A 25,269-nucleotide genomic window follows, 5' to 3' on the forward strand; every position below is an offset into this window, starting at 1 on the left:
TGCTTGAAAAAAATATCGTTAGTTATCACTTCATTGTTTCTATTGCTTTTGGCCGGTTGTTCTGGAGGAGAAGGTGCGTCCTCTAGCTCAACAGAATCTCAATCTAGTGGCGAAGCATCTACAGAAATGGATACGGTGCTAGTAACAGAAGCCTTCCATAGCTTGTTGTACTTACCACTTTATGTTGGAAATAAAGAAGGGATTTTTAAGGATAATAATATTAATCTCTCAACTATTCGTTCAGCAGGTACAGGTCCGACTGCTTTAGCCTCAGTTTTATCTGGTGAAGCTCAGTTTTCTGTTCACGGACCAGAGCATGTAGGTTTTGCACAAGAAAAAGGGGGGGCAGCAAAGGCCATTAGTGCTGTAGCAAATAGTGCTCCAGTTTGGGTTTTAGCAAATGAAGATGTAGAATTTGACTCACCTGCGGATTTAAAAGGGAAGAAAATTGTTGTACACCAAGCACCAGGAACGTCTAATACACTATTAAAACGATTGTTAATTGATGCAGGTTTAGATTATGAAAAAGATGTATCTGTGATGGAGGTTCAAAGTGGTTCTGAATTAGGACCAGTTCTTGCTGGAGAAGCAGATATTGTCGTCGTTTATGAACCGCAAGTAGATCAGGGAGTTGCACAAGGGCTTAAAATTGTTTACGACTTTACAGAGGATTATCCAGAGTACGCATTCTCAACGTTTAATGCCTCAGAAAAATTAATTAGTGAGAACCCAGATCTTGTGAAACGCTTTGTTTTATCAATGGATCAATCCTTGAAACTTATGCATGAAAGTCCAGATATTGCCGTTGCTGTTGCACTCGAAGAATTTCCTGAGTTAGAAGAGGAGGTTGTAACAAAAGCAGTAAATCGGATGATTGAAAGTAACGTCTATCCACCGGATGTCACGATTACGAATGAAGCATTTGACACAGCCATTGATATGCAAAAGTTTGTTGGGAATATCAAAACGGATATGAAATTTGAAGATATTGTAGATCCAAGCTTTCAGCCAAATGAGTAATCCTATAGTAAGTGGACAATTGAACTGAATACAGGAGGTCTCAGTTTAATCGGTTACTACCTTCTTAAAAATGCTACAACCTTGTCCAATGGATGATAGTAAGTCAAATATATGGCAAAAAGGGGAAACCAGCATGCTTAAAACAAATATTGGCGATTTAACAATTAAAACAGCGCGAGAATTATTAGAAAAGAGAGACATATCACCAACTGAACTTGTTTCATTGTTTTTAAAAAGAATTGAAGAAATTAACCCAGAAGTGCAAGCTTGGGTTACTGTAGAAAAGGAAACAGCATTCCAAAGAGCAAGGGAACTAGAGGAGTCTATGAAGGATAGAGAATCATTACCACCTCTTTTTGGTATTCCTTATGGGGCAAAGGATATTATTTGTACAAAAGGGGTTCCAACAGAAGCTGGTTCGAATGTGTTGAAGGGATTCATTCCAGGTGAGGATGCGACGATCATTAAAAAACTCCATCAATCAGGGGCGATTATGCTAGGTAAAACAACGACAACGGAGTTTGCCAATTGGGGTGGGACACCGAACACGAGAAATGCTTGGAATCTAAACCATACGCCTGGTGGTTCGAGTTCGGGATCTGCAGCAGGCCTTGCATCAGGGATGTCTCTAATGACACTTGGAACCCAAACAGCTGGCTCTCTTTCAAGACCCGCAGCATACAACGGATTAACTGTTTTAAAGGCAACATATGGTAGGATTAGTAAAAAAGGTGTCTTTCCAGCAAGTACGAGTCTTGATCATGTGGGAGCCTTTACAAAAACGGTAGAAGATACGGTCCTTGTCTATAATCAACTTTCAGGACCTGATGAAGAGGATGAAGCTACGTGGAAAATGCCAAAACAGGAGCTACGTATTCAAGAGAATCGGGAGTTAAAGATTGGAATAGTGGAGGATCCATACTTTGAAGCAGATGAACAAGTAACGCTTGCCTATGAAGAGGCCGTGAAGGAATTACAAAATATCGGCTTTCGAGTGAAAAAAGTAAAAATGCCAAAAAGCTTTTTAGCAGCGAATGCTGCGCAAGCAGTAGTAATGCAGGCGGAAACAGCCCATTATCATGCTAGCAACTATCATAGTAACAAAGAACTCTTTGGCAAGTATTTGCAGGATTTTATCAGAGAAGGACTAAAGATTACAGCGGATAATTACTTGGATGCCCAGACGATGCGGACTATATTCAGAAAAGAATTGCAGGAGGAGTTATTTTCTGATATTGATGTGCTTGTTACACCAGCAACACCTACTCCAGCACCAGAAGGAATCGCGCAGACAGGTTCCCCAGCTTTTAACTTACCTTTTACAAATGCAGGGATTCCAACCCTTGTGCTACCAACTGGGTTTGTGAAGATGACCAATTTACCGGTGGCATTTCAATTAGCTTCAGCACCTTTAAAGGAGCAACATGTAATAGATGTAGGATATATGTTCCAAAGAGTGACGGATTGGCATTTACAAACTCCAGCGTTGAGTGTTTGAGGATGATTATTTTAACCATGCTGGTTCTGGGCACAATTTTGGGGTTCGTAGGTGCAGGAGGATCTGGATTTATCATCGCTGTTTTGGTTACATTTTTTCATATACCGGTCCATTTCGCGCTAGGAACAGCAGTTACCGTGATGTTTTTAAGTGTTCTGTCAGGGAGCTGGGGACATTTTCAAGCAGGCAATTTATATGTAAAGCAAGGACTCTATATCGGGATGTTTGGAGCCATTGGTGGTTATATTGGCTCTCAAATCACTCGACTGATTGAACCTGAAGTACTTCTGATTTTTACGGTATCTTCACTGTTTCTCTCAGGTATTTTACTTTGGATAAAAACCAAAATAACGATAGAGCATGAGACAGATATACAAAAAGCACATAAAAAATCGAAGCTTGTCGTGATTGGGCTTGGAAATGGGTTTGTTTCTGGAGCGCTAGGTATTGGGGCAGCTTCCTTCATCCAAATTTCTCTGTTGAAGTGGGTGGGGCTACCATTAAGAATGGCCGCAGGAACGACAATGCTTGTCATTCTACCGATTGCATTGGGTGCATCTTTCGGATATATTCAAGCGGGGTATTTTGATCCAATTCTCTTTATACAGGTTGCTTTAGGCACAGTGATTGGTTCCTATTTTGGATCAAAATTAACGAAGAAAGCCCCACAAATTATTTTACGGGTCGGTATGGTGGCGACTCCGGTTGTGAGTGCAGTTATTATGATCTTAAATTTTCTTTGATGGATATGATTAGAGAACTGTTTAGTGCATGTATATGGAAGGCCAATCTCTCACTATTGAGGTGGGCTTTCTGGTACGAATATTATTTTTGGAGGTAAAAAGTATGCGATTACATACTAATTCGCACATACCATTGTATGTTCAAATAAAGCAGGAGCTATTACGAAAGATAGAGGGGGGACAGTATATCGTAGGAATGCAGTTGCCCTCGGAGCATGAGTTGATGGAGTATTATGGTGTGAGTAGACCGACTGTAAGGCAAGCAATTGTAGAATTAGTGCAAGAAGGCGTATTAGTTAGAGGTAGAGGGAGAGGAACATTTGTCTCACAGCCACTCATTACAAGTAATGCACAAGTGTTCACCACGTTTGCCGATATTATGAAGGCAAAAGGAGTAGAACAAGGAGCGAGAGTAATTGAAAAGAACCAAAGCCTTACTTCTGAACAACTTTCACGTGAACTTGAGATTTCTTTAGGAGAAGAAATTTATGAGATTGTAAGGCTACGACTAGGAAATAAGGAACCACTTGTTATTCGAACAACACAGGTTTCTAGTAAGCTATGTCCTGGATTATTAGAAGAAGATGTAGAGAACAAGACACTCTATTCTATTTTTCAAGAGAAATATGGTCTTGTTCCAGCAGGTGCAACGCAAACCTTTCAAGCGGTCAAAGCAACAGCATTTGAAGCAAATCTACTGAAAATTGAAATTGGAGAGCCTCTTATGCTATGGGAAGGTGTCGTCTACACTCAAAATAGAATCCCAATTGAAAAAGCTAAAGCCCTCTACCGAGGAGACCGATTCTCCTTCAACATCAATCAAGGCAGAGACTTTGAAACCCACGCAGGTGTGGAGAAAATGGGTGTCGGTATATTGGATTTTTGAGTGGTGCCGAGTATGGTGCCTCTCACGCCCTCGGACATTCTTGTTTCTCAATATTGTTTCAGATGAACTTTGAGGAATAAAAGTGCCAGGCACCTTCATGACACACTTTTTATTCCATTCTCCGATGCTTTTTAATGTCTAAAAAAACCATGTAAGAATTTCTTACAAAACAGAACACGTACTCCTCAACTTCATGTAATATCATGTTTAACAAAAGAGAAAGCCTTTCTAGGGGTTCCGTTTTACCTCGGTAAAAGTCTGGTCCTGAGAAAGAACATTATCTATAGATAATGTGCACTCGGGAGGAAAAGTCCAGTGAAGAATAGATCCTATTCTTCCTGGGCTTTTTTATATTTCAGAAGCGGAAAATAGGTCATTCTTTACTTGGCTTCTAGGCTAAATAAGGGGAACCTACACCTTATTTTGAAAGGCTTTTTTAAAAAATGGAAGAGGAGAGATGAAGATGGCAAAGGATCATGACTATGCCTTACAACCAGTACCTGCGGACAGTCGGAATGGGTTTTGGAAGATGCTTATGATTATGATGGGATTTACTTTCTTCTCGGCAAGTATGATGTCAGGAGGAACATTAGGAAGTGGGTTATCCTTTTCCCAATTTCTCTTAGTCGTAATGGCAGGTAATTTGCTTTTAGGACTTTATACGGGTGCATTAGCTTATATTGGTGGAAAAACGGGGTTATCGACGCATTTATTAACGCAATATTCTTTCGGTGAAAAAGGATCTTATTTAGCTTCCTTTTTATTAGGTGCGACACAGGTCGGATGGTTCGGTGTGGGCGTTGCTATGTTCGCTTATCCCGTTCAGAAAGCAACAGGGATGAATATGTATGTACTGATTATCGTTGCAGGGCTTTTGATGACTGCTACGGCTTATTTTGGCATAAAGGCTTTAACCATTTTAAGTTTTATTGCGGTACCAGCCATTATGGTTTTAGGAAGTGTTTCGGTGGGGATGGCAACGGACTCAGTTGGGGGCATCCAAGCCTTATTTGGTCAGCAGCCGGTTGAACCGATCAGTCTATCTGCTGCATTGGCGGTGTGTATCGGGTCCTTTATAAGTGGAGGGACATTAACCCCTGATTTTGCCCGATTTGCACGGACGAAAAAGCTGGCTGTTTCCACTACATTAATTGCCTTCTTCATAGGGAATTCACTGATGTTTATTTTTGGAGCTGTTGGTGTTATTGCAACCGGCGTCTCAGATATTTCAGAAGTTATGTTTCTGCAAGGATTACTCCTGCCTGCAATCTTAGTACTTGGTTTAAATATTTGGACGACGAATGATAATTCTTTATATGCATCAGGATTAGGCTTCTCAAATATCACGAAGATTCATAAAAACAAAATTGTTGTGTTTAATGGAATAGTAGGTACACTTTTATCCATTTGGTTATATAACCATTTTATTAGCTGGTTAACGTTTTTAAATTCAACCCTACCGCCGTTTGGTGCGATTCTACTTGCCCATTTTTTCATTATAAAACGCGGTAAATATTCTGATTTTTCAAAAACTAAATTCAAGGCAGTGAACTGGCTTGCTATTACAGCTTGGGTTATTGGGGTACTATGCGCGCAATTCCTACCAGGTATTGCCCCAGTCAATGCAGTACTCGGTTCAGCAGGATCCTTTATCCTTCTGAGTTATATCGAGAAAAAGAATGAAACAACAACTACAACTATTGAAAAGGTGAGTTAATAGATGATTATAAAAAATGCTACACTTCATAAGAAAAAGGACCTCTATCATCTTTACATAGAGGACGGAATGATAAAAAAAATAACGACAGAGGCGTTGGATATTGATGGAGAGACGATAGTGGATGTCAAAGGCTCCCTTGTCCTCCCTCCATTTGTCGAGCCTCATATCCATTTAGATACAACAATGACAGCAGGTGAACCATTTTGGAATCAAAGTGGAACCCTATTTGAAGGTATTCAAAACTGGTCAGAAAGAAAAAAATCTCTTACGAAAGAAGATGTGAAGCAACGTGCAAAAATGGCGTTAAAGTGGCAAATTGCTCAAGGAATTCAAAGTGTACGCACACATGTTGATGTAACAGATCCTAGGCTTCTAGCGTTAGAAGCATTGTTAGAGGTAAAAGAAGAAATGGCTCCTTATGTGAATCTTCAGCTCGTTGCTTTTCCTCAAGAAGGCATCCTCTCTTATCCTAATGGAGCTGAGCTTTTAGAAGAGGCATTGCGAATGGGGGCAGATGTTGTTGGCGGTATTCCTCACTATGAATATACGAGAGAGGATGGAGTAGAATCAGTGAAAATAGCTTTCAAGCTTGCTGAAAAGTACGACCGATTGATTGATTTTCATTGTGATGAAATTGATGATGAACAATCACGTTTTCTAGAGGTGGTCGCAGCCACTGCCTACCGTCTAGGGATGGGTGAAAAAGTAACAGCAAGTCATACAACTGCGATGCATTCATATAACAATGCTTACGTAGCAAAGCTTTTTCGTTTACTAAAACAGTCGAACATCAACTTTGTTGCCAACCCACTTGTGAATCTGCATTTACAAGGGCGCTTTGACAGCTATCCAAAGCGTAGAGGAATTACACGAGTAAAAGAACTAGTTGAAGCGGACATCAATGTTTGCTTCGGTCACGATGATATTTTTGACCAATGGTATCCTCTAGGAACCGGTAATATGCTTCAGGTCCTCCATGTAGGATTGCACGCTTGCCATATGATGGGCTATGAACAAATCAATCAATCGATGAATCTTATTACAACTAATAGCGCAAAAACGATGAACCTACCTAATGAAGATTATGGAATTGAAGAAGGCAAAAGAGCCAATCTCATTGTCCTAGAAGCAAAGGATGAATATAACGCCATTCGAAAGCAAGCATCTGTGCTCTACTCCATTAGAAATGGAAACATCATAGCCGAAACAAAGCCCCGTGACACAAAGATCTGGATCGGGACAGAAGGACATGAATCAAGTCCTACACCAGAGCCAATTCGCTTTGACTTATAAGTGGGTAGCTCGATTTGTGGAGGAGGTGCCTGACACCTCCCAAAATTTCTTGTTTCACAAAAAGAAGGGGTGTAACAAGGACCAAGGTCCCTTGTTATACCCCTAATTGGAATGGTGGTTATCCGTTCGCATTCTTATTTTTAACTTGAATGTGAGAAGTTAGGATCGGACTCATATTGAAGATAGCCCTTACTTGACCCCCATACACATTTGCACATAGTTCGTTCCTTGATAGGTGTGCTTTTATTCCACAAAAATTGGGGTTTTTGGTGTTAATTCTTCTTTTTTTGAATAGGAAAGTAAATTCCAAAAAACTATTTATGATTGCTCATTGTATTCATTGAGAATTCTTGCCATAATGGCGTTTTCTATTGAAACATATAAGGAACATGCTCTATTAATTGTATATGAGGATAGTCATCCCATCAGCACCATTGTACGTTACATACTACATGAACCACTGAAGAAATGTCCCAAGTATAAATATCCCTCCAAGGCTATTCGGACTTTGCCTACCAGATTTTAATGGTTCCGTAAATAACTCAAAATCACGTCAGTTATTTTCCTATACTTTACATGTTGACCTCTGAACTTTGGTCCTTTGCACCCTCTGAAGAACAAAGATAACCTCTCTCATTGAAATTAAAACTTTTAAACCTGTATTTACAATAAAGAATAACTAGTTGTTCAGGTAAGACGAAGATCATGGTGTAAAAGATTAGGAAAGGAAGGATGATTAGAGTAAAAGTTTCTAGTGAATTAAAATAACCATTCCTAAAAAGGTATTGTAAGATCATAACCAATCCTGTACTTCCTACGATTGCAAGTGGAATATATGATTTTGATTCAAAACTTCCTCTTATCATCCCTCTCATTGATCCTTCTCTATATTTACCGTTTTTTAATAACATATAAAAACGAATAAATGTAACAACAAATAGCAGCAAAGCTATCGATAACGTTGTATATGTAAACTGAATAAGTGCTTCCTGTGTTGCATGAACATTCTCACCCATGATAAATATGGCTCCTAAATACATGAACGCCCCACCAATATTTAATCCAGCTAATATTGTTAGGAGATATTGAATTTTTTGGCTTTTATAGTATATATAAGGGATGGAATATAGAATCGCCAAAACACTTAATACAAGTGTCAGCCAAAAATGTGTAGATTTTATTTCGTTTATATTTGGATATATACTATTTGCAGCAGCAACATAATAAATTAAATAATACATTAATGCTTGCATAAACACAGTTAAGAATAAGGTTCCTCCTAATGATGCTGGACTTTGTCGTCCTGATTCAAGAGGACCTCTTAGAATTTTAAAATCTTCTTCGGTTAATAGTCTCTTCAAATTTCTCCCTCCGATGTTTCTTCAGAATGAAGAAAACCACTCTTATTAAAATGAAAACTCTTATATCGACATTTACAATAAAATATAACTAACTGTTCAGGTAAGACGAAGATCATGGTGTAAAAGATTAATAGAGGTAAAAGGGTTAAAAATAAGGATTCCAATGATTGAATTTGGTCATTTCGAAAAAGAAATTGAAGGATATAAATCAAAATAGTACTTCCTACTATTACAATAGGCACATAAGATTTTGTCTCAAAGCGCGCTCTTATCTGTTCTCTAGGAGAGCCTTTTCTATAATTTCCATTGACTAAAAGAATATAAAAACGGATCACTGTAACAACTAAAAGTAGTAGTGCTGCAGCTAAAGTTATGTAGGTGAAATTCATTAGAGTTTCTTCTGTAAGAGATGGATCTTCCCCTATATAAATCATCGCACCGATAAACATACAAGCAGCTCCTGCATTTTGAATCGATAGGATACTTATTAAATATTGAATTCTTTGACTTCTTTTATAAACATATGGAATTGAGTAAATGAAGGATAAGAAAATCAATGAAATGATTATTCTAAGATGGATGGTATATACGTGATCTATATTCGGATAATGTGATGAATCAACTTGGGAATAGATCAAATAAAAAAATAAAGCTTGCATAAAGATTCCTAAAAATAATGTACCACCTAGAGATTGTGGACTTTGTCGTCCTGACTCAAGTGGTATTCTAAGTGCATAAAAATCCCTCTCAGAAATCCTCCAAAACATGTAGCAACACCTCTATATTAAGTGACTTTATAGGTTTTATTTTCTTCTTCTGAATACAAATAGCCTCTTTCATTAAAAGTAAAGCTTTTGAATCGGAACTTGCAGTATAAAATAACAAGTTGCTCTGGAAGTACAAAGATCATTGCATAGAAAATCAATAGAAAAAGCAGCGTCATAATGAAATGTTCAAACGATGCCAGAGCTCCACTTTTTATCATATATTGGAGGATATAGAATAATCCCAACCCACCAATTATTGCGAAAGGTAAGTAAGAAGTTGCTTCTACCTTAGATCGAATGATCCCTCTTGTTGATCCTTCACGGTATTTTCCTTTTTTTAATAAGATGTAAAAGCGTATACTTGTGGCAATAAATAATACGATTGCGATTGTTAACGAAATATATGTAAAAGTAATCATCATTTCTGTTGTTGCATTAGGACCTTCACCTATTAGGAACAAGCCACAAAAGTAGGGAAATACTCCGAATAAATTTTGAGAAACAATGATGCTTATTAAATATTGAAGCTTGTCTAGTTTTCTATACACTGTTGGAATACAAAAGAGTAGAGAAAGACCAGACAGGATAATCGTAATCCAAAAATGTGTATCTTGAACTTTTTCAATATTTGGGAATCTTGTATAAGCACCAGCTACATAATAAGTAAGAAAATAAAGTAACCATTGTAAGAAAATCCCTAAAAATAAAATGCCACCTACTGAGTCAGGACTTTGTCTACCAGATTCAAGTGGAATTCTCAATACCGCAAAGTCTTTAGCGGTTAATTGCCCGAACATACTTTAACCTCCCATATATTGAAACCAAACCATATTTTATCGATAGCTGATTCACCCTTAAAAATAAAAATCTAGAATAAATAATAATTGAAATGATTCCCAGTACAAATAGAGCGAGTAAAAAGAGGATTTTCTTCACGAACCAAATCTCTATTAAGTGACGTTATAGGTTTTATTTTCTTCTTCTGAATACAAATAGCCTCTTTCACTAAAAGTAAAGCTTTTGAATCGAAACTTGCAGTATAAAATAACAAGTTGCTCTGGGAGTACAAAGATCATTGCATAGAAAATCAATAGAAACAGCAGAGTCATAATAAAATGTTCAAACGATGCCAATGCTCCACTTTTTATCATATATTGGAGGATATAGAATAATCCCAACCCACCAATTATTGCGAAAGGTAAGTAAGAAGTTGCTTCTACCTTAGATTGAATGATCCCTCTTGTTGATCCTTCACGGTATTTTCCTTTCTTTAATAAAATGTAAAAACGTACACTTGTAGCAATAAATAATACGATTGCGATTGTTAGAGAAATATATGTAAAAGTAATCATCATTTTTGTTGTTGCATTAGGACCTTCACCAATAAAAAACATTCCACACAAATATGGAAATAATCCAAATAAATTTTGAGAGACCACAATACTTAACATATATTGATATTGGTCATATTTTTTATAGACGAATGGTATACAGAAGAGAAGAGAAAGTACTGTTATAACCAATGTAATCATAAAATGGTAATCATGTATTTTATCAACATGTGGATAGGTAGTATAGCTAGCAGCTCTAAAATAGGTAATGTAGTACAGCAACCATTGAAGAAAACATCCTAAAAATAAAATCCCTCCTAAGGAATTAGGACTTTGACGTCCTGATTCAAGTGGAATTCTCAAAACAGCAAAGTCCTTTGCAGTTAATTGTTTCAACATGTTAAAACCTCCATTAGTGGAACCAAATTTTCCTCAGCATATCCGATGTGTGGTAGAGAATTGGTTTTTCGTAAAGGGAAGCAAGAGGACTTTTACGGATGTAGTAGCGGATTTTTCGAGATGGCGGGGTAAAAAGCTAGTTTAACAATTATTTGGAAAACGGTACCTTTCCACGTGTCCCTGCATCACACGCTTCATGATATGCTGCTTACTCGAGCTTCCATAATTAATCCATTCCTGTTCAAAATCTTTCCAACAGTTGATTCTTGCTAGACTTATCATAAGTGCTAAATCTTCTGACGTACAAGTTATTATATGAACGATGTGACCACTCCTTCTTGTTCTAATGTACATGTTTAAAAAAAGATTAAATCAAGTATCCAAGATAGCAAAGAATAAATAATAATTGATATAATTCCCTGTACAAATAGAGCGAGTAAAAAGAGGATTTTCTTCACGAATCAATTATATTTTGCTATTTTCGTATAATATAATATCCAGAACCAAACATCCCTTTTTGGAAGGTGTTCGTTATCTTTTGGATATGTTTGTTGGTGGATCAAAAATAGCCATTATATAGTATTCCAACATTGTCTTTTCTCAGATTGCGATTGTACATCTGTATGCGAATTGGATTGCTAGGATAACGCCAACTGTTAATAATAGGATTTCAGCTAAAGTATATAGGGTTAAGAACATCTATTTCTCCTTTCCTTTACTATAAGATCCTTTAATCGAGGGCCAGAGAGACAGATCTAATGTGCTACATTTATTTCTTCTACCCTGTAAAATAGACAGAGGAAAGCAGAATTAAATATCTCATCAAATTAATTTTCGACAAATCTCCCGGTTGAAGACAAGATTGTCATGTAATCTACATATCTTTTAAGTTGGTTTGACATTCCGAATTGCATTAGTTCCCCTCATTTATAAAATAACTTCACTTAATATGTAAACAAATATACCTTTGGGTAACTATATACTATAAATACCATATTCATCCATAAATTAATACAAATAAACCATAGACCTTTGAAAAATAAACTATTGGATCATTTAGAAGAATGTCTATAGTTTAATAGTCATGAAATTGCTTAGGGATTTGTCCGGTAGTTAAAGGTGGTTTACCTGGTCTGCCCCTTTGACCCCTATTCCGAACAAAGTCCCTATTCTTCACTTACACAACTCATCCAATTTTCCTATCCTGAAACATAATTTCATTACCGTAGACTCATGGGTATCACAAGGTAATTATGGTAATATTTACATGTATAAAAATGGATTTTATTTTGCGATTAAAGGGTATAGCTTCACTAAAAGTATAGGTAGAGGTGAATAAAGTAATGAATTCGGATAAAGTCAGAGATTTAGCCAGTGTGTTTCAAAAGTCTTCTGATGCGATAAAGACGGATGAGTCTAAACTAATGCAAAGTTTCCAAATAAATACTGATTCGTGGTCTGGAGAAGCACGGACGAAATTCGATGCTCTTCTTGATGAGGCGGGAGTTTTATTCCAACGACATTCAGATAATTTATACAACATAAGCCAAGAATTGCAAAGCGCAGCTTATGAGGTGGACAGAGTAAGAGAAGAGATAGAGAGGCAAAGAGAATTGGAGAGGCTTGCTAGGCTAGGAATGGGGTAGAACGAGGATTTTTTTAGGCTAATGACGTTAGTAAAAAAGGAAGTGAGAGAATGACAAAAATATCAGTAAATCCTGATCACTTAGAGGAGCTTGCCAATGATTTTGTTCTGCACCTCTCAAGAATTGAACAAGAGTACAAGGACCTTCATATGGAGCTCTTTAATCTTATAAACAGTGCACCTGCTGAATATCGCCATTGCTTCGCCCATGTAGGCGATCCATGGGGCACGGGAAATCGCTTATCCTCTCTCTTAAGTGAAATGGAAATTGACCTTCGCATGACGGCCAACAAATTGTCGGATGCCGACAACCTAGTTGGTAAGCTTTATAAATTGCACGAAAGGTACGGCTCCATCACGGCGTTAGGGGCATTGGCTACAAAACAACTAACCTACTACGGGCTCGGCTTCACACAATTTACCAAAAACTCAGCAGGTTCATTTACATACAAGCACATGAGCACTCTACACCAGATTTCAGATGCAATCGATAACTCAAAGCTAAGAACACCAGCAAGAGCGCTACTCAACCCAACATATCTAACGGCAAAATATAAAAACGCCTCCTTCGCGGACCTAGTTCATAAGAAGGTAGCAAAGTATTTGCCTGGGGATGTTGTAAATTTCACAGAAAGTACGAGGGGAATGTTTGAGGCATTTAAACGTGGAGCGATAGATCAGACTATGTTTAAATCATTTGTTCAAACGGGATCAAAATTTGCTCGAACAAATGCAGTTAGTACGGTGTTAGTCACTGGTGCAATGGAAGTTGGAGGAATGGGACTAAAGATTTCGGAGAACTATGCTAAGTATGGAGATAATACAGAAATACTTAAGCGAGAAAATGCTAAGGCAGTGGGAAATGCTGTTAATAAAACAGTTGCAGTTTCTGGTGGGGCAATTGCTGGTGCAGTCGTTGGAGGAGTGCTAGGTAGTTTTTTCGGTCCAATAGGTACAGTAGTTCTTGGATCAATTGGTTCATTTGTAGGAGGTTTTATAGGAGAAAAGGTATCTCAGTTTACTGCTGGAGTCTCTGAAAAATTAGCTATTGCATTTAAGGAACCAATCCACCATGGGATTGAGGTTTTTAAAAGTGGTTTTGAAAAAGTGGGTGAAGTAGTAGAGTTGGCAAATAAAGGGATCGACTTGGTTAATGATCAAATTAAAGAGACTATTTCAGATCCAGTTGGAAAGGTAAAGGAAATAGAAAAAGGAATAACGAAGGCGAAGGAAACAGCTAACTCTCTTATTGAAGGTGCAAAGAATTATGTAAGTGGAAAACTATCATTTCTCTAAGGAGGACATATGAAGACAATTCATTTAAGTATAGATGAGTTACTATTTTCATTTTATAGTGAAGGTTTTTTTGAACAAGGAATTTCAATAAAAGAGGCATATTTTCCGTCATTGCAAGACTCTGAATTAAAATTAATGTTAGAAGTTGCCTCTCGCTCATTATTATCAAAAAATATGATTAAAGAAGTTGATAATCAATATAGATTAAAAGATGAATATAAATCATTTATTCAAATATTAATTAAAGCTGAGAGAACGATAAAAGCTTCAAAACACCTCAAGAACTCTAATGAAGAAGAAAGTATTTCTCTTCATTTTGATAAGAAAGAGGTATACTCTCATAAGGTATTGTCAGATAATCAAGTGCACTCTATTTCTAAATTATCAAATGACGAAATAATACCAGTTATAACTGATTTCTTTCAAATGAAATCGTTAGAGAATGAGAGTGATGTTTTTTGCCAACTAACTAGTCAAGAGTTTGAGGAATTGCTTGAAGATGTAAGTCAGAATTCAGCTACCATTCATTTAATAACTGATAAGTGGGTTAGTAAGAAGGGAAATACAAAAAGTATTTTAGAGTTTCTTCATAATTTATTTAATAGAAGAGGAAAGATGGATAGTTTAGTTAGTTTTACATATGACGCTCAAAATCATCCTAATCTGATGGATATTTACTTCCTGATACCAGGAAATAAAGGGTTGTGGTTAATTACAAGAGATAATAGCCAAAATTTAAATGTTCAAAAGGTAGATGAAGTATCAATATCTAATCTGGTACTACAAAAGAAAATCTACTCTGTGTAAGGAGGTAAAGACTTGTTAAATCTTAAGAAAACAGATGAAACGATTCATATTAAAGGATCAAAATTCATGTACGCTTGGATGACACTTGTTGTTTTCGGTGGGGTGTTTAGTTGTTTATTTTTAATAAAACAAGGTCTCTTATTTGATTCAAATTATTCTCTTATTTACCTAGGTGGGGGTGTTGTATTCCTACCGATAATGATGTACTTAACAGTATGGATCTTACCAGGATTCATGCCAGGTAAAGTTCTGTTATCAATTGTCCCAAAGGAAAATGGGATAGTGCAGTATAAGAAAAAAACGGTCTTAATTAAAGATATTCGGAATATTGATTTAGTGAGAAATCCTTTAAATCTAATTAACGACATTGTTATAGAGTCTTTTAACGGTGACAAATTAAAGATACGTACATATAACCTCCTTGATGACATAGATTACGAAATTGTAGTAGATAAGTATATTTATCCCTACTTAACTGAGACTGCAAAGGAGGTTTGGGATCGGAAAGTGAATCTAGAAAAATTACAGAGAATAGCGAAATATGAGAGAGGGCACAAAAACTTTGATTGACCTTCATGTCAACTCCCGAAATTACTTGTATCACACTATGAGACAGTACAACATGTTACTTGATGAAGTGAAAAAGTATGAAAGGAAGAAAACTGCGAGAGGTAGGAATAAGGAAGAATATTGGGCTTGAATTAAACAATGGAATGATATTGTTTTTAAAGTTCGAGGTGGTATCATTTGATGAATGTTAAGAGTGAAAATGGATCGTTACATATTAAAGGCTCAAAATTCATGTATGCATGGATGGCTGTATTCACATTTGGTGGTATATTTGCGAGCTTATTTATTATTTCTGAAGGGGTTTCATTTGAATCATATTATTCTCTGTTCTATATAGCAGGAGGTATTTCCCTCTTACCTATTTTTATTTATTTAACTGTATGGGCGCTTCCTGGATTTAAACCAGGAAAAGTCTTGTTGACCATTATCCTGAGAGAAAATGGTGTAGTGAAATCTAAAAATAGAACGGTTTTAATAAAAGATATTCGAAACATCGACTTAATAAGAAACCCGTTAAATCTGATTAATGATATAGTCATAGAATCCTTTGACGGTAGAAAGTTTAAGATTCGAACTTATAATCTACTAGATGATCTTGATTATGAAATTGTAGTAGATACATATATTTATCCGTATTTAACTAAGAATGCACAGGAAGTTTGGAATAGGAAAGTGAATCTAGAAAAATTACAAAGAATAGCGAAGTATGAGAGAGGACAACAAAATTTTGATTGACCTTGGTGCCTATCACGCCCCGAAATTCCTTGTTTCATAAGAAGGAACAGTAGCAGAAACTTCAATTTCTACTTTAAATCACGATTAACTTGGACGGAGGTTATAAGTGTGCTGAATATAAAGAAAAACGGTGAGTTTCTTCATATTAAAGGTTCTAGATTTATGTATGCTTGGATGACTGTATTTGTTTTTGGTAGTTTGTCCGCATGTATATTTTTAATAGGAGAAGGCTTTTCGTTCCAGTCAAATTATTCTCTTATATACCTAAGTACAGGAATTGTTTTTTTACCATATATGAGCTACTTAGCTATTTGGTTTTTGCCTGGGTTTAAGATAGGGAAGAGTCTATTTTCAGTCACTCCAAAAAAATGGCATTGTGATATATAAAAATAGAAATGTCTTTATAAAAGATATTCGAACCATTGATTTAGTGAGAAATCCTTTAAATCTAATTAACGACATTGTTATAGAGTCTTTTGAAGGTGACAAGTTAAAGATACGTACATATAACCTCCTTGATGAAATAGATTATGAAATTGTAGTAGATAAGTATATTTATCCCTACTTAACTGAGACTGCAAAGGAGGTTTGGGATCGGAAAGTGAATCTAGAAAAATTACAGAGAATAGCGAAATATGAGAGAGGGCACCAAAACTTTGAGTGACTTTCATGTCAACTCCCGAAATTGCTTGTATCACACTATGAGACAGTACAACATGCTACTTGATGAAGTGAAAAAGTATGAAAGGAAGAAAATAGCGAGAGGTAGGAATAAGGAAGAATATTGGGCTTAAAATAAACAATGGAATGATATTGTTTTTAAAGTTTGAGGTGGTATCATTTGATGAATGTTAAGAGTGAAAATGGATCGTTACATATTAAAGGCTCAAAATTCATGTATGCATGGATGGCTGTATTCACATTTAGTGGTATATTTGCGAGCCTATTTATTATATCTGAGGGGTTTTCATTTGAATCAAAATATTCTCTATTCTATATAGCAGGAGGTATTTCCCTCTTACCTATTTTTATTTATTTAACTGTATGGGCGCTTCCTGGATTTAAACCAGGAAAAGTCTTGTTGACCATTATCCCGAGAGAAAATGGTGTAGTGAAATCTAAAAATAGAACGGTTTCTATAAAAGATATTCGAAACATCGACTTAATAAGAAACCCGTTAAATCTGATTAATGATATAGTCATAGAATCTTTTGACGGTAGAAAGTTTAAGATTCGAACTTATAACTTAATTGATGAATTAGATTATGAGGTTATGATTGATAAATACATCTATCCATATATGACAGATAACGCAAAGGAAGTATGGGATCGAAAGGTGAATTTGGAAGTATTGCTTGAAGAAGTAAAGTACGAAAGAGAGAAAATCGAGAGGTAGAAATAAAGAGGAATTTTGGTGCTTCAATTAAAAAAGGAATGATATTGAAAGAACTTGTTTTATAGTTTGAGGTGGTAAGATTTGCTGAATGTTAAGAGTGAAAATGGAGCGTTACATATTAAAGGCTCAAAATGTATGTATGTATGTATGTATGTATGTATGTATGTATGTATGGTTGGCTCTAGCTACAGTTGGTTTTTTAATAGGTTGTATAATCTTAATCATTAACGGGTTAAAATTTGAATTAAGCTATTCCTTACTTTATCTAGGTGGAGGGTTAATTTTTACCCCGTTTTATATCTATATTACTCTTTGGGCATTACCTGGATTTCTTCCAGGTAGAATTCTCCTGACGATTATTCCTGGTGAAAGAGGTTCGATAGAATCAAAAAAAGGGAAAGTATTCTTTGATCATATCCAAAATATCCACTTAATAAGAAATCCACTGAATTTTATTAATGATGTTGTTATTGAAACATTTGATGATAGGATTGTAAAAATACGTACTTATAAGCTGTTGGATGATCTGGATTATCAGATTATAGTAGATAAATTTACTTATCCCTACATGAACGAGAATGCAAAAAAAGTGTGGGATCGGCAGGTGAATTTGGAAAAGTTACAAGATATTGCAAAATATAAGAGAGCACAGTAAATAAATTGATTGAAGATGGTTGTTAAGAGGCAATGGAAAAGGTTCCTTTTTCGATTAGTACCCTATTTCAAACAACGGAGGTTTCTCAAATTGCTAAACATAAAGAAAACAGGTGAAACCCTTAATATCAAAGGCTCAAAATTCATGTACGCTTGGATGACACTTGTTATTTTCGGTGGTGTGTTTAGTAGTTTATTTTTAATAAAACAAGGTCTCTTATTTGAATCAAATTATTCTCTTATCTACCTAGGTGGGGGTGTTGTGTTTCTACCCATCATGCTTTACTTAACGCTATGGATCTTACCAGGATTCATGCCAGGTAAAGTTCTGTTATCAATTGTCCCAAAGGAAAATGGGGTAGTGAAGTATAAGAATAAAATGTTCTTGATTAAAGATATCCGGAACATCGACTTAATAAGAAATCCGTTAAATCTGATTAATGATATTGTCATAGAATCATTTGATGGCAAAAAGTTAAAGATTCGAACCTATAATTTAATTGATGAATTAGATTATGAGGTTATGGTAGATAAATACATCTATCCATATATGACAGATAACGCAAAGAAGGTTTGGGATCGAAAGGTTAATCTGGAGCTGTTGCATGAAGAGGTAAAATACGTACGTGAGGATCAATAAGAAGGTATAAAAGCCGAGTTGCTTATCAGTCCTTTGTTTTTTATGGTAGAACAGCTGCGGTTGTTCCTCTCTTGTCCTAAATATTTTCACCATGCTTTTTTTAACATTCTAAAATTAATAAGTGGATGAAAGAAATGACAAGAAGAAGGGTAGAGTCCAGATGGTTCCAAACATACAAAGTGAACCTCGTTGTTTCATGTTCACTTTGTATAATAGTATGGTAAACGCTTGTTATTCAATGTCTACTACTTCAAATTTGCTGTTCTTAAATAAATTCACTCTTAGTCCTCTATGTTTTTTTCCACTATCTTTATTATATCCTGTATAAAAAATGATTCCGTCAGGGTGATGTTCTTTCACAAAGCTATCAAAGTTACTACTTGGTAATGAATATGTACCTTCATAAGCCGCAGAAACGATAATAGTTTCGGGAGGATATCTTTTTAGAAAATCATCAGATAAATGATTGACATCTCCATGGTGGGGTGCTTGTAAAATGCTCAGAGTCTCATGGGATTCAAGCATAATTTCAACTCTCTCAACTTTTACATCAGATGTGAGCAATATGATACAATCATTTATTTTTATCTTCACGGTTAGACTTGTTTCATTTAAACCCCTATCTATTTGACTAGCTAAGTTCTTTACTGGTGTCTCATCCTCTAGTTTATATAACAAATCAAGTTGCGCTTGGATGTTAATGAACTGGTCTATATGAGGAGGAAAAGCAATCAAGTCAAAATTGTGATACTTCAGTTTTCTTATATTATCAATGACCTCATAAGGAATATTCCTCTGTTTGAATGCTTCAAACAAATAGCCTAAAGAAAATAGTCCCCTTCCTAACGGACCAAGAAGCATTTCAAAAGAGTGTTGATTTTCTTGGTATGGAGCAAGTAGATGGAGCCAAACCTCCTTTATTTCGACCACATCTATAATAGGAGTAACACCCGAAATATGATCGGGATGGGGATGAGTAATGATAAGTAAATCTATCACCTCTATACCATTGATTTTTATGTACTCTTTTAAAGAAATTCGCGAGGGATCCTTTACATAAATAGATTCCATACTATCTCCGGCATCAATAATAATTGTTTTGCTCACTTCTCCCGCTAGATGAATGATTGTGCATTCTCCAAAACCAACATTAAGAAAATCCACTGTCGCTACTGTCGAGCCATCTACTTTCATCTCTATACCCTCCGAATCTATTTTGAAAATTGGACAGATTGCATAACACGATAAATATACCCAAGAGACAAAATGACTATGATCCCGACCATGATGATTGTTGCAGCGGTGGCATAACCGGTTTCAAAGTATTTAAAGCCATAACGATAAATATAAAAGGTGATGGTTTCTGTCGCATTCCCTGGCCCTCCGCCAGTTAATACATACATCTTCTCAAAGACTTGAAATGTTTCGATAGTTCTAAGTAATAAAACAAGAAAAATGGCCGGTTTTATCAAGGGTAATGTTACAAATCTAGTACACTGCCATGCATTCGCTCCATTTACCTGAGCACTTTCATATAATTCTTTAGGGATTCCTTGCAAAGATGCTAAGATGATTAAAAAAACAAAGGGAGTCCATTGCCATACATCTGTTATGATGATGGAAATCATAGCCCATGAAGGAGAGCTAAGCCATTCAATTGCAGGAAGACCTAATGAGGTAAGGATATAATTAATAACGCCATAATCATATTCATACATCATTTTCCATGTTAAGGCTACAGTAATAGGTGGTAATAACATTGGTAAAAGTACGATTGAACGAATAATACTTATACCCTTAAATTGTACATTAAACAATAAAGCAACGATCACACCTACTATCACTTCTAGTGTAACGGCAATTAAAACAAATAAAACTGTATTCCTCACAGCTACCCAAAAAACTTGATCTGAAAGTACGTTTTTATAATTTTCTAGACCAAGGAAAAAACGGTCTCCCTTTAGATAATTTAGGTCAAAAAAGCTTGTGAACAATGCGTAAAGTAAAGGATAAACTGTGAAAAGTAAAAAGATTATTATAGCAGGCAATAAAAATAAAAAGGTCATTCTATGACTTTTATACATATTTAGTCTCCTTCTATCACTAGAAATCATCATACTTCTTTCGTTTAGGAAGAAGTATGATGATTGATTCATTCATTCTATCTATCTAGAATTCTTTGAATTTCATCATTGGCCTTATTTAATCCATCTTCAACCTCTAATTGACCAACTAATATTTGTGATAGATACATTCCCCATGTATCCTCGATTTGACTCCATTTTGGTGTTCTAGGTCGTGCAACTGAATTTACAAGAGCTTCTAGTTGTGCTGGATAATGACGATACATCTTAATTAACTCTTCATCATTGTATAAGCTCTCACGTGTTGGTGCTCCGCCACCTTGCTTCGCCATTTCTTTTTGAATCTCTTTGCTTGTCACCCATTTCATAAAATCAACTGCTGCATTCACTTTTTTTGAAGATTGAGGGATTCCTAGCATCCAGTTCCCTATCATAGCTGACGCATTTCCATCCTGACCTGGAATCGCTGAAAATTCAATCTTTCCAACTACTTTAGAGCTTTCGGCATTATCTACTTGAGAAACCCATGAAGGCCACGCAATCGTCATGCCAATTTGTCCTTGTGTCAAGGCGGTAGCGATTTGATCTGAATCAAAGGTTTCAACACCTTTTGGGCTTAATTCTTTTAGGTCTAAATAGGTATTCATCGCTTCTATTCCTGCTTGAGAATTTACTTGAGCTTCCATATTTTCATTAAATACTTCTCCACCATATCCCCAGAACAATGGTAAATAGTCTGAAACGATTGGATTACCTCTTTGCCCTCGAACTGCATATCCGTACGTATCAGGTTCCTTATCCACGATTTCTTTTGCATTCTCAACAACATCATCCCATGTTGTAGGAGCATTCAACTTATATTTATCTAGTAAATCACTGCGATAATAGAACATTTGTACATTACCTATAAAGGGTAAAGCGATTAGTTTACCTGTGTTATATGGATGCTTTCCTAACGCTACACCATTTTCAATAAAATCTTCATCAAGACCATCTTCAAAATAAGAATCTAGTTCAACTAACATATTTCCCTCTCCAAACTCAGGCATCCAAGGGTCATCCATCATAACTAAATCATAAGCTCCACCTTTATTTTGTATATCAAGAACGATGGTTTCTTTTAAATTATCATAAGGCATATCTACAACATTAATTGCGATACCTGTTTCTTCTTTATATGCTGGAACAATCGCCTTTAACGCATCTGCCATTGCACCGGCCCGAGCGGCAACCGCTAACTCCTTAACCTCATTCCCTTCTTTAGAGCTAGTACCTTCTGTATTGGTTGTTGAACCACTTGTACTTGAACCTTGGCAACCTCCAAGTACAAGGATACTTATCATAAAACATAAAAATAAATAGTGACCACTTTTTTTAAACATCACTAGACCTCCAAAGAAAAGTTTTATTTTAGCCTTTTACAGCACCCATTGTAAGACCCTTAATAAGTGTTTTTTGCATAAATAGAACAAAGACAATCATCGGAATGATGGATAAAATACCTCCTGCACTCATTGGTCCCCATAAAACTAAATATTCTGTTATCATACTCGAAAGTGAAACAGGTGCAGTTGATAAATCTGGTGTTTGGATAAAGATAAGGGCAAATAAAAATTCATTCCACGCTGTTATAAACGTAAAAATTGCGGTTGCACCTATCCCTGGAATAACAAGAGGAATAATGACTTTAATAAATGATTGAAATGGTGTAGCCCCATCAACCATTGCACTTTCCTCCATCTCAGTAGGGATTTCATTAAAAAAACTAATTAGTAGCCAAATCGCAAAAGGTAAATTAAACACAATATAAGCCAATACAAGAGCTGTTCTAGTATTGAGAAGACCAGCTTGTCCCATCATCGTATACAAAGGGATAACAAAAGTAACTGGTGGAAACACTCTAGTCATTAAAATCCAACATAATAATATCCTTTTTCCTTTAAAGCGAAATCGCGAAAGACTATATGCAGCTAAACATGCAATGGAAACGGCTATGACGGTTGAAACGAAAGCAACAATAAAACTATTCATTAAAATATGATGAAACTTCATTTCTCCAAGTAATTGTATGTAGTTTCCTAATGTGATGTTATGTGGGAAAAATGAGGGAGGTGATGAAAATTGTTCAACACGATCTTTAAATGAGTTATTAGCCATCCAATAAATTGGAAATAACGACCAAATGATAACAATGATGATTCCGATCGTTCTAAACAATCCTATCTCCTTAATAAACTGTGAAACATTTCTTTTTACTGATAATTGCATTCCCTTCTCACTCCAAATGTATAGACATTTAAAAGTCTAAAACTCAAAATATAATATTTTCCCCTCTTTTTCTACACCTCCAATTGTCATTGTATAGACATCTTAACATTATCGTGTTAACTGATTGTTATGCTAATTTTAATTTTATGTAAATCTCTAGACAACTATTGAATTAAAAATAAATAAGCATATCATTCCCTCCGAAGAGTAAGAATCATATGCTTATTTAATCGTTGTTTTACTATATATCTGCTAATATATTCAGGGGGATACAAAAATAATTACTATACATGTCTAGACATTAACTCGATATAAGGATGATGTAAATGGCCATTTGTTACAAGAATCCCGTTACTTTTAATAAAGTTGGGTTCTCCTTTCATTCCTGTACATATTCCATTAGCCTCTTGAACAAGTAATGACCCTGCCGCCATATCCCAGGGGGCTAATCCATAATGAAAAAAGCTATCTAACTTTCCCGTTGCAACATCAGCAAGATCTAAACATGAAGATCCGGTTATTCTTATCCCTCTGGCAGCCCCTGCTATGGCTGTCATTATTGAAACAACATCTATCTTTTGCTCCCATTGCTCAGCTGAAAACCCTAGTGCTAATAGACTGTTATTAATAGATGATGTGTTAGATACTTGGATTCTTTCTCCTTGACAAAAAGCACCTGCGCCCTTTATTGCTGAGTATAGGGTGTTATTATTTACATCTAAGATAAATCCAAGAATAATTTCTTCCCCTTTACACAATGCTATCGATATGGCATACCTATTGAAACCGTGAACAAAATTCATGGTACCATCTATTGGATCAATCACCCAGATAAACTGATCGTTAGAATCTTTTTCTACTGTTTGAGTGGGATTAGTTTCCTCTGTTAAATAATAGTGAGATGGGAATCTATTTTGTAATTCTTTAATTAAAAACAGTTCTAAATCTTGATCAACTGCTGTGACTAGGTCTGCAAAATTTTTTTTCATCTCATAAGATGTACTTTCGTTTATCCTCTTCCGAATTTTATCACCTGCTTCAACAATCAAGGCTTCGACAAATGGTACAATCTTCTCTTCAGACAACAAAGTAGACAATTATTCTCTCACCCTTCTCACCCAGAATTTGAATATGTCATTTCTAAAATAATCCATAGAATAAAGTACAGGTGTATTATCCGCATGATAGTGAATCTGTCTCATCATGATAACGGTTGTTTCAGGTCTAACAAGAAGCTTCTGGCATTGTTTATCTGTATGAAGTGGGATAATTAATTCAGTATCTGCACATGTTATTTGCATTTTATTTTTTGTTTCAAGATAATGAAAGAGTGAACCAATTTCTTCTTCATCCACCATATCCTTACCGGCGACTGATTCAGGGATAATATTCTTCGATACAACAACAGGCTCTCCATTTGCTGTACGGGTTCTTTCAATTATCACAACCGGTTCCCCTACATTTATATTAAGTGCTTCAGCCCAATCTGGCTCACATTCTTCAATTTTAACAAATTCCTTTTGTTCCCCTTCTTTAAGACCAGCAGATTTTATCATGGATGTGACGCTACTTAGCTGTTCAATTCTATTGGGTATATTTGGTAGTGGTTGTACTACGAAGGTACCTACTCCTCTCTTAACTAATAAGTGTCCTTCCTGCTCTAGAATTTTCACTGCAGAGCGAAAGGTTTCCCTAGAAACATTAAAGGTTTTGGCCATCTCAATTTCAGATGGAAGCTTTTCCCCAACCCTTAATTGTCCCTTTGCAATTAACTCCTTTAATTCTTGCATAATTAATTGATAACTCGGTTTCATTTCCTTCTCTCCTCACTCTCAATGCTGTCTAGACATATATGTAAAAGATATCATGTTGAACATTGACTTTCTATAGTATTTACAGAAACTTAACACAATAATGTTGATAGATGTCTAGTTTTATATATGAATGCCTATTTTTTCTCTAAGCCTACTAATAGAAGAAATAATAGGAAAACAACGCGGATTTAGTTTTCCATGTAGACTGTTAAAAAAGGATCTTAAACATCTATAAAAAGCACTACAGTAAATACGTTGATTTACTAAAGTCTCAAAGATGAATCAATAGTACTCCAAGTGTTGATGTGAGTTTAGAAACGTGAGTGGATTGTTATGAGTAAG

26 protein-coding genes are annotated in these 25,269 nt (G+C 35.8%); 16 read left to right on the plus strand and 10 right to left on the minus strand.

The window, feature by feature from the left end; all coding sequences use genetic code 11:
* Positions 1-3 precede the first annotated feature (3 nt).
* From A9C19_RS01335 to codA, 6 genes are all read left to right on the plus strand, one after another.
* Positions 4-1,020, plus strand: a complete 1,017-nt coding sequence (locus A9C19_RS01335; protein WP_072578286.1) for an ABC transporter substrate-binding protein — start codon at positions 4-6, stop codon at positions 1,018-1,020.
* A 133-nt stretch (positions 1,021-1,153) separates the two neighbouring features.
* Complete coding sequence (locus A9C19_RS01340) at positions 1,154-2,518, plus strand: amidase (RefSeq protein ID WP_072581691.1); 1,365 nt, start codon at positions 1,154-1,156, stop codon at positions 2,516-2,518.
* A 2-nt stretch (positions 2,519-2,520) separates the two neighbouring features.
* A complete protein-coding gene (locus A9C19_RS01345; protein WP_072578287.1) occupies positions 2,521-3,261 on the plus strand; it encodes a sulfite exporter TauE/SafE family protein in 741 nt (246 codons plus the stop codon).
* Positions 3,262-3,364: 103 nt separating this feature from the next.
* Complete coding sequence (locus A9C19_RS01350) at positions 3,365-4,147, plus strand: GntR family transcriptional regulator (protein ID WP_072578288.1); 783 nt, start codon at positions 3,365-3,367, stop codon at positions 4,145-4,147.
* A gap of 457 nt (positions 4,148-4,604) precedes the next feature.
* The gene (codB, locus tag A9C19_RS01355) at positions 4,605-5,864 is read left to right on the plus strand and encodes a cytosine permease (protein WP_420835805.1); all 1,260 of its coding nucleotides are present in this window, start codon (positions 4,605-4,607) and stop codon (positions 5,862-5,864) included.
* Positions 5,865-5,867: 3 nt separating this feature from the next.
* On the plus strand, positions 5,868-7,160 hold the full coding sequence (codA, locus tag A9C19_RS01360) for a cytosine deaminase (RefSeq protein ID WP_072578290.1): 1,293 nt from the start codon (positions 5,868-5,870) through the stop codon (positions 7,158-7,160).
* A 572-nt stretch (positions 7,161-7,732) separates the two neighbouring features.
* On the opposite strand, the gene A9C19_RS01365 is transcribed toward codA, so the two are convergent.
* The 4 genes from A9C19_RS01365 to A9C19_RS01380 all read right to left on the minus strand — a co-directional run bounded on the left by A9C19_RS01365 (position 7,733) and on the right by A9C19_RS01380 (position 11,018).
* The gene (locus A9C19_RS01365) at positions 7,733-8,521 is read right to left on the minus strand and encodes an ABC transporter ATPase (RefSeq protein WP_072578291.1); all 789 of its coding nucleotides are present in this window, start codon (positions 8,519-8,521) and stop codon (positions 7,733-7,735) included.
* On the minus strand, positions 8,518-9,288 hold the full coding sequence (locus tag A9C19_RS01370; protein WP_072578292.1) for a hypothetical protein: 771 nt from the start codon (positions 9,286-9,288) through the stop codon (positions 8,518-8,520). Before A9C19_RS01370 ends, A9C19_RS01365 begins: the two co-directional genes overlap by 4 nt.
* Positions 9,289-9,305: 17 nt before the next feature.
* Positions 9,306-10,085, minus strand: coding sequence for an ABC transporter ATPase (locus A9C19_RS01375; protein WP_072578293.1), 780 nt, complete (start codon positions 10,083-10,085; stop codon positions 9,306-9,308).
* 153 nt (positions 10,086-10,238) lie between these two features.
* On the minus strand, positions 10,239-11,018 hold the full coding sequence (locus A9C19_RS01380; RefSeq protein WP_072578294.1) for a hypothetical protein: 780 nt from the start codon (positions 11,016-11,018) through the stop codon (positions 10,239-10,241).
* A 1,343-nt stretch (positions 11,019-12,361) separates the two neighbouring features.
* On the opposite strand from A9C19_RS01380, the gene A9C19_RS01385 reads away from it, so the two are divergent.
* The 10 genes from A9C19_RS01385 (at position 12,362) to A9C19_RS01425 (ending at position 18,761) form a co-directional block, all read left to right on the plus strand.
* Positions 12,362-12,664, plus strand: a complete 303-nt coding sequence (locus A9C19_RS01385) for a WXG100 family type VII secretion target (protein WP_072578295.1) — start codon at positions 12,362-12,364, stop codon at positions 12,662-12,664.
* Between the two features lie 50 nt (positions 12,665-12,714).
* Positions 12,715-13,959, plus strand: coding sequence for a hypothetical protein (locus A9C19_RS01390; protein WP_072578296.1), 1,245 nt, complete (start codon positions 12,715-12,717; stop codon positions 13,957-13,959).
* Between the two features lie 9 nt (positions 13,960-13,968).
* Complete coding sequence (locus tag A9C19_RS01395) at positions 13,969-14,766, plus strand: hypothetical protein (protein ID WP_072578297.1); 798 nt, start codon at positions 13,969-13,971, stop codon at positions 14,764-14,766.
* A gap of 12 nt (positions 14,767-14,778) precedes the next feature.
* Positions 14,779-15,336, plus strand: coding sequence for a DUF5381 family protein (locus A9C19_RS01400; RefSeq protein WP_158515038.1), 558 nt, complete (start codon positions 14,779-14,781; stop codon positions 15,334-15,336).
* A gap of 180 nt (positions 15,337-15,516) precedes the next feature.
* The gene (locus A9C19_RS01405; RefSeq protein WP_072578298.1) at positions 15,517-16,071 is read left to right on the plus strand and encodes a DUF5381 family protein; all 555 of its coding nucleotides are present in this window, start codon (positions 15,517-15,519) and stop codon (positions 16,069-16,071) included.
* A gap of 174 nt (positions 16,072-16,245) precedes the next feature.
* Entirely contained in the window at positions 16,246-16,458 is a 213-nt protein-coding gene (locus tag A9C19_RS22540; protein WP_338022852.1) for a DUF5381 family protein, read from the plus strand.
* Positions 16,448-16,735, plus strand: coding sequence for a DUF5381 family protein (locus tag A9C19_RS22545; protein WP_338022838.1), 288 nt, complete (start codon positions 16,448-16,450; stop codon positions 16,733-16,735). Before A9C19_RS22540 ends, A9C19_RS22545 begins: the two co-directional genes overlap by 11 nt.
* 180 nt (positions 16,736-16,915) lie before the next feature.
* Positions 16,916-17,467, plus strand: coding sequence for a DUF5381 family protein (locus tag A9C19_RS01415; RefSeq protein WP_072578299.1), 552 nt, complete (start codon positions 16,916-16,918; stop codon positions 17,465-17,467).
* 88 nt (positions 17,468-17,555) lie between these two features.
* Positions 17,556-18,122 (plus strand): DUF5381 family protein, encoded by a 567-nt coding sequence (locus A9C19_RS01420; protein WP_072578300.1) that lies wholly within the window; start codon positions 17,556-17,558, stop codon positions 18,120-18,122.
* A gap of 90 nt (positions 18,123-18,212) precedes the next feature.
* Positions 18,213-18,761 (plus strand): DUF5381 family protein, encoded by a 549-nt coding sequence (locus tag A9C19_RS01425; protein ID WP_233499224.1) that lies wholly within the window; start codon positions 18,213-18,215, stop codon positions 18,759-18,761.
* Between the two features lie 231 nt (positions 18,762-18,992).
* Here the strand turns inward: A9C19_RS01425 and A9C19_RS01430 are convergent, their stop codons facing one another.
* The 6 genes from A9C19_RS01430 to A9C19_RS01455 form a co-directional block, all read right to left on the minus strand.
* A complete protein-coding gene (locus A9C19_RS01430) occupies positions 18,993-19,955 on the minus strand; it encodes a ComEC/Rec2 family competence protein (protein WP_072578301.1) in 963 nt (320 codons plus the stop codon).
* Between the two features lie 17 nt (positions 19,956-19,972).
* Positions 19,973-20,845 carry a carbohydrate ABC transporter permease gene (locus tag A9C19_RS01435; RefSeq protein WP_072578302.1) on the minus strand — a complete coding sequence of 291 codons (873 nt, stop codon included), beginning with the start codon at positions 20,843-20,845 and terminating at the stop codon, positions 19,973-19,975.
* A 77-nt stretch (positions 20,846-20,922) separates the two neighbouring features.
* Entirely contained in the window at positions 20,923-22,227 is a 1,305-nt protein-coding gene (locus tag A9C19_RS01440; protein WP_072578303.1) for an ABC transporter substrate-binding protein, read from the minus strand.
* Positions 22,228-22,255: 28 nt separating this feature from the next.
* Positions 22,256-23,113: a carbohydrate ABC transporter permease gene (locus A9C19_RS01445; RefSeq protein ID WP_072578304.1), complete on the minus strand. Its 858-nt coding sequence runs from the start codon at positions 23,111-23,113 to the stop codon at positions 22,256-22,258.
* A gap of 284 nt (positions 23,114-23,397) precedes the next feature.
* On the minus strand, positions 23,398-24,210 hold the full coding sequence (locus A9C19_RS01450) for an inositol monophosphatase family protein (RefSeq protein WP_072578305.1): 813 nt from the start codon (positions 24,208-24,210) through the stop codon (positions 23,398-23,400).
* Positions 24,211-24,927, minus strand: coding sequence for a GntR family transcriptional regulator (locus tag A9C19_RS01455; protein WP_072578306.1), 717 nt, complete (start codon positions 24,925-24,927; stop codon positions 24,211-24,213).
* Between the last annotated feature and the right edge of the window lie 342 nt (positions 24,928-25,269).

The organism is Bacillus weihaiensis, from assembly GCF_001889165.1.
GTDB lineage: Bacteria > Bacillota > Bacilli > Bacillales > Bacillaceae > Metabacillus > Metabacillus weihaiensis.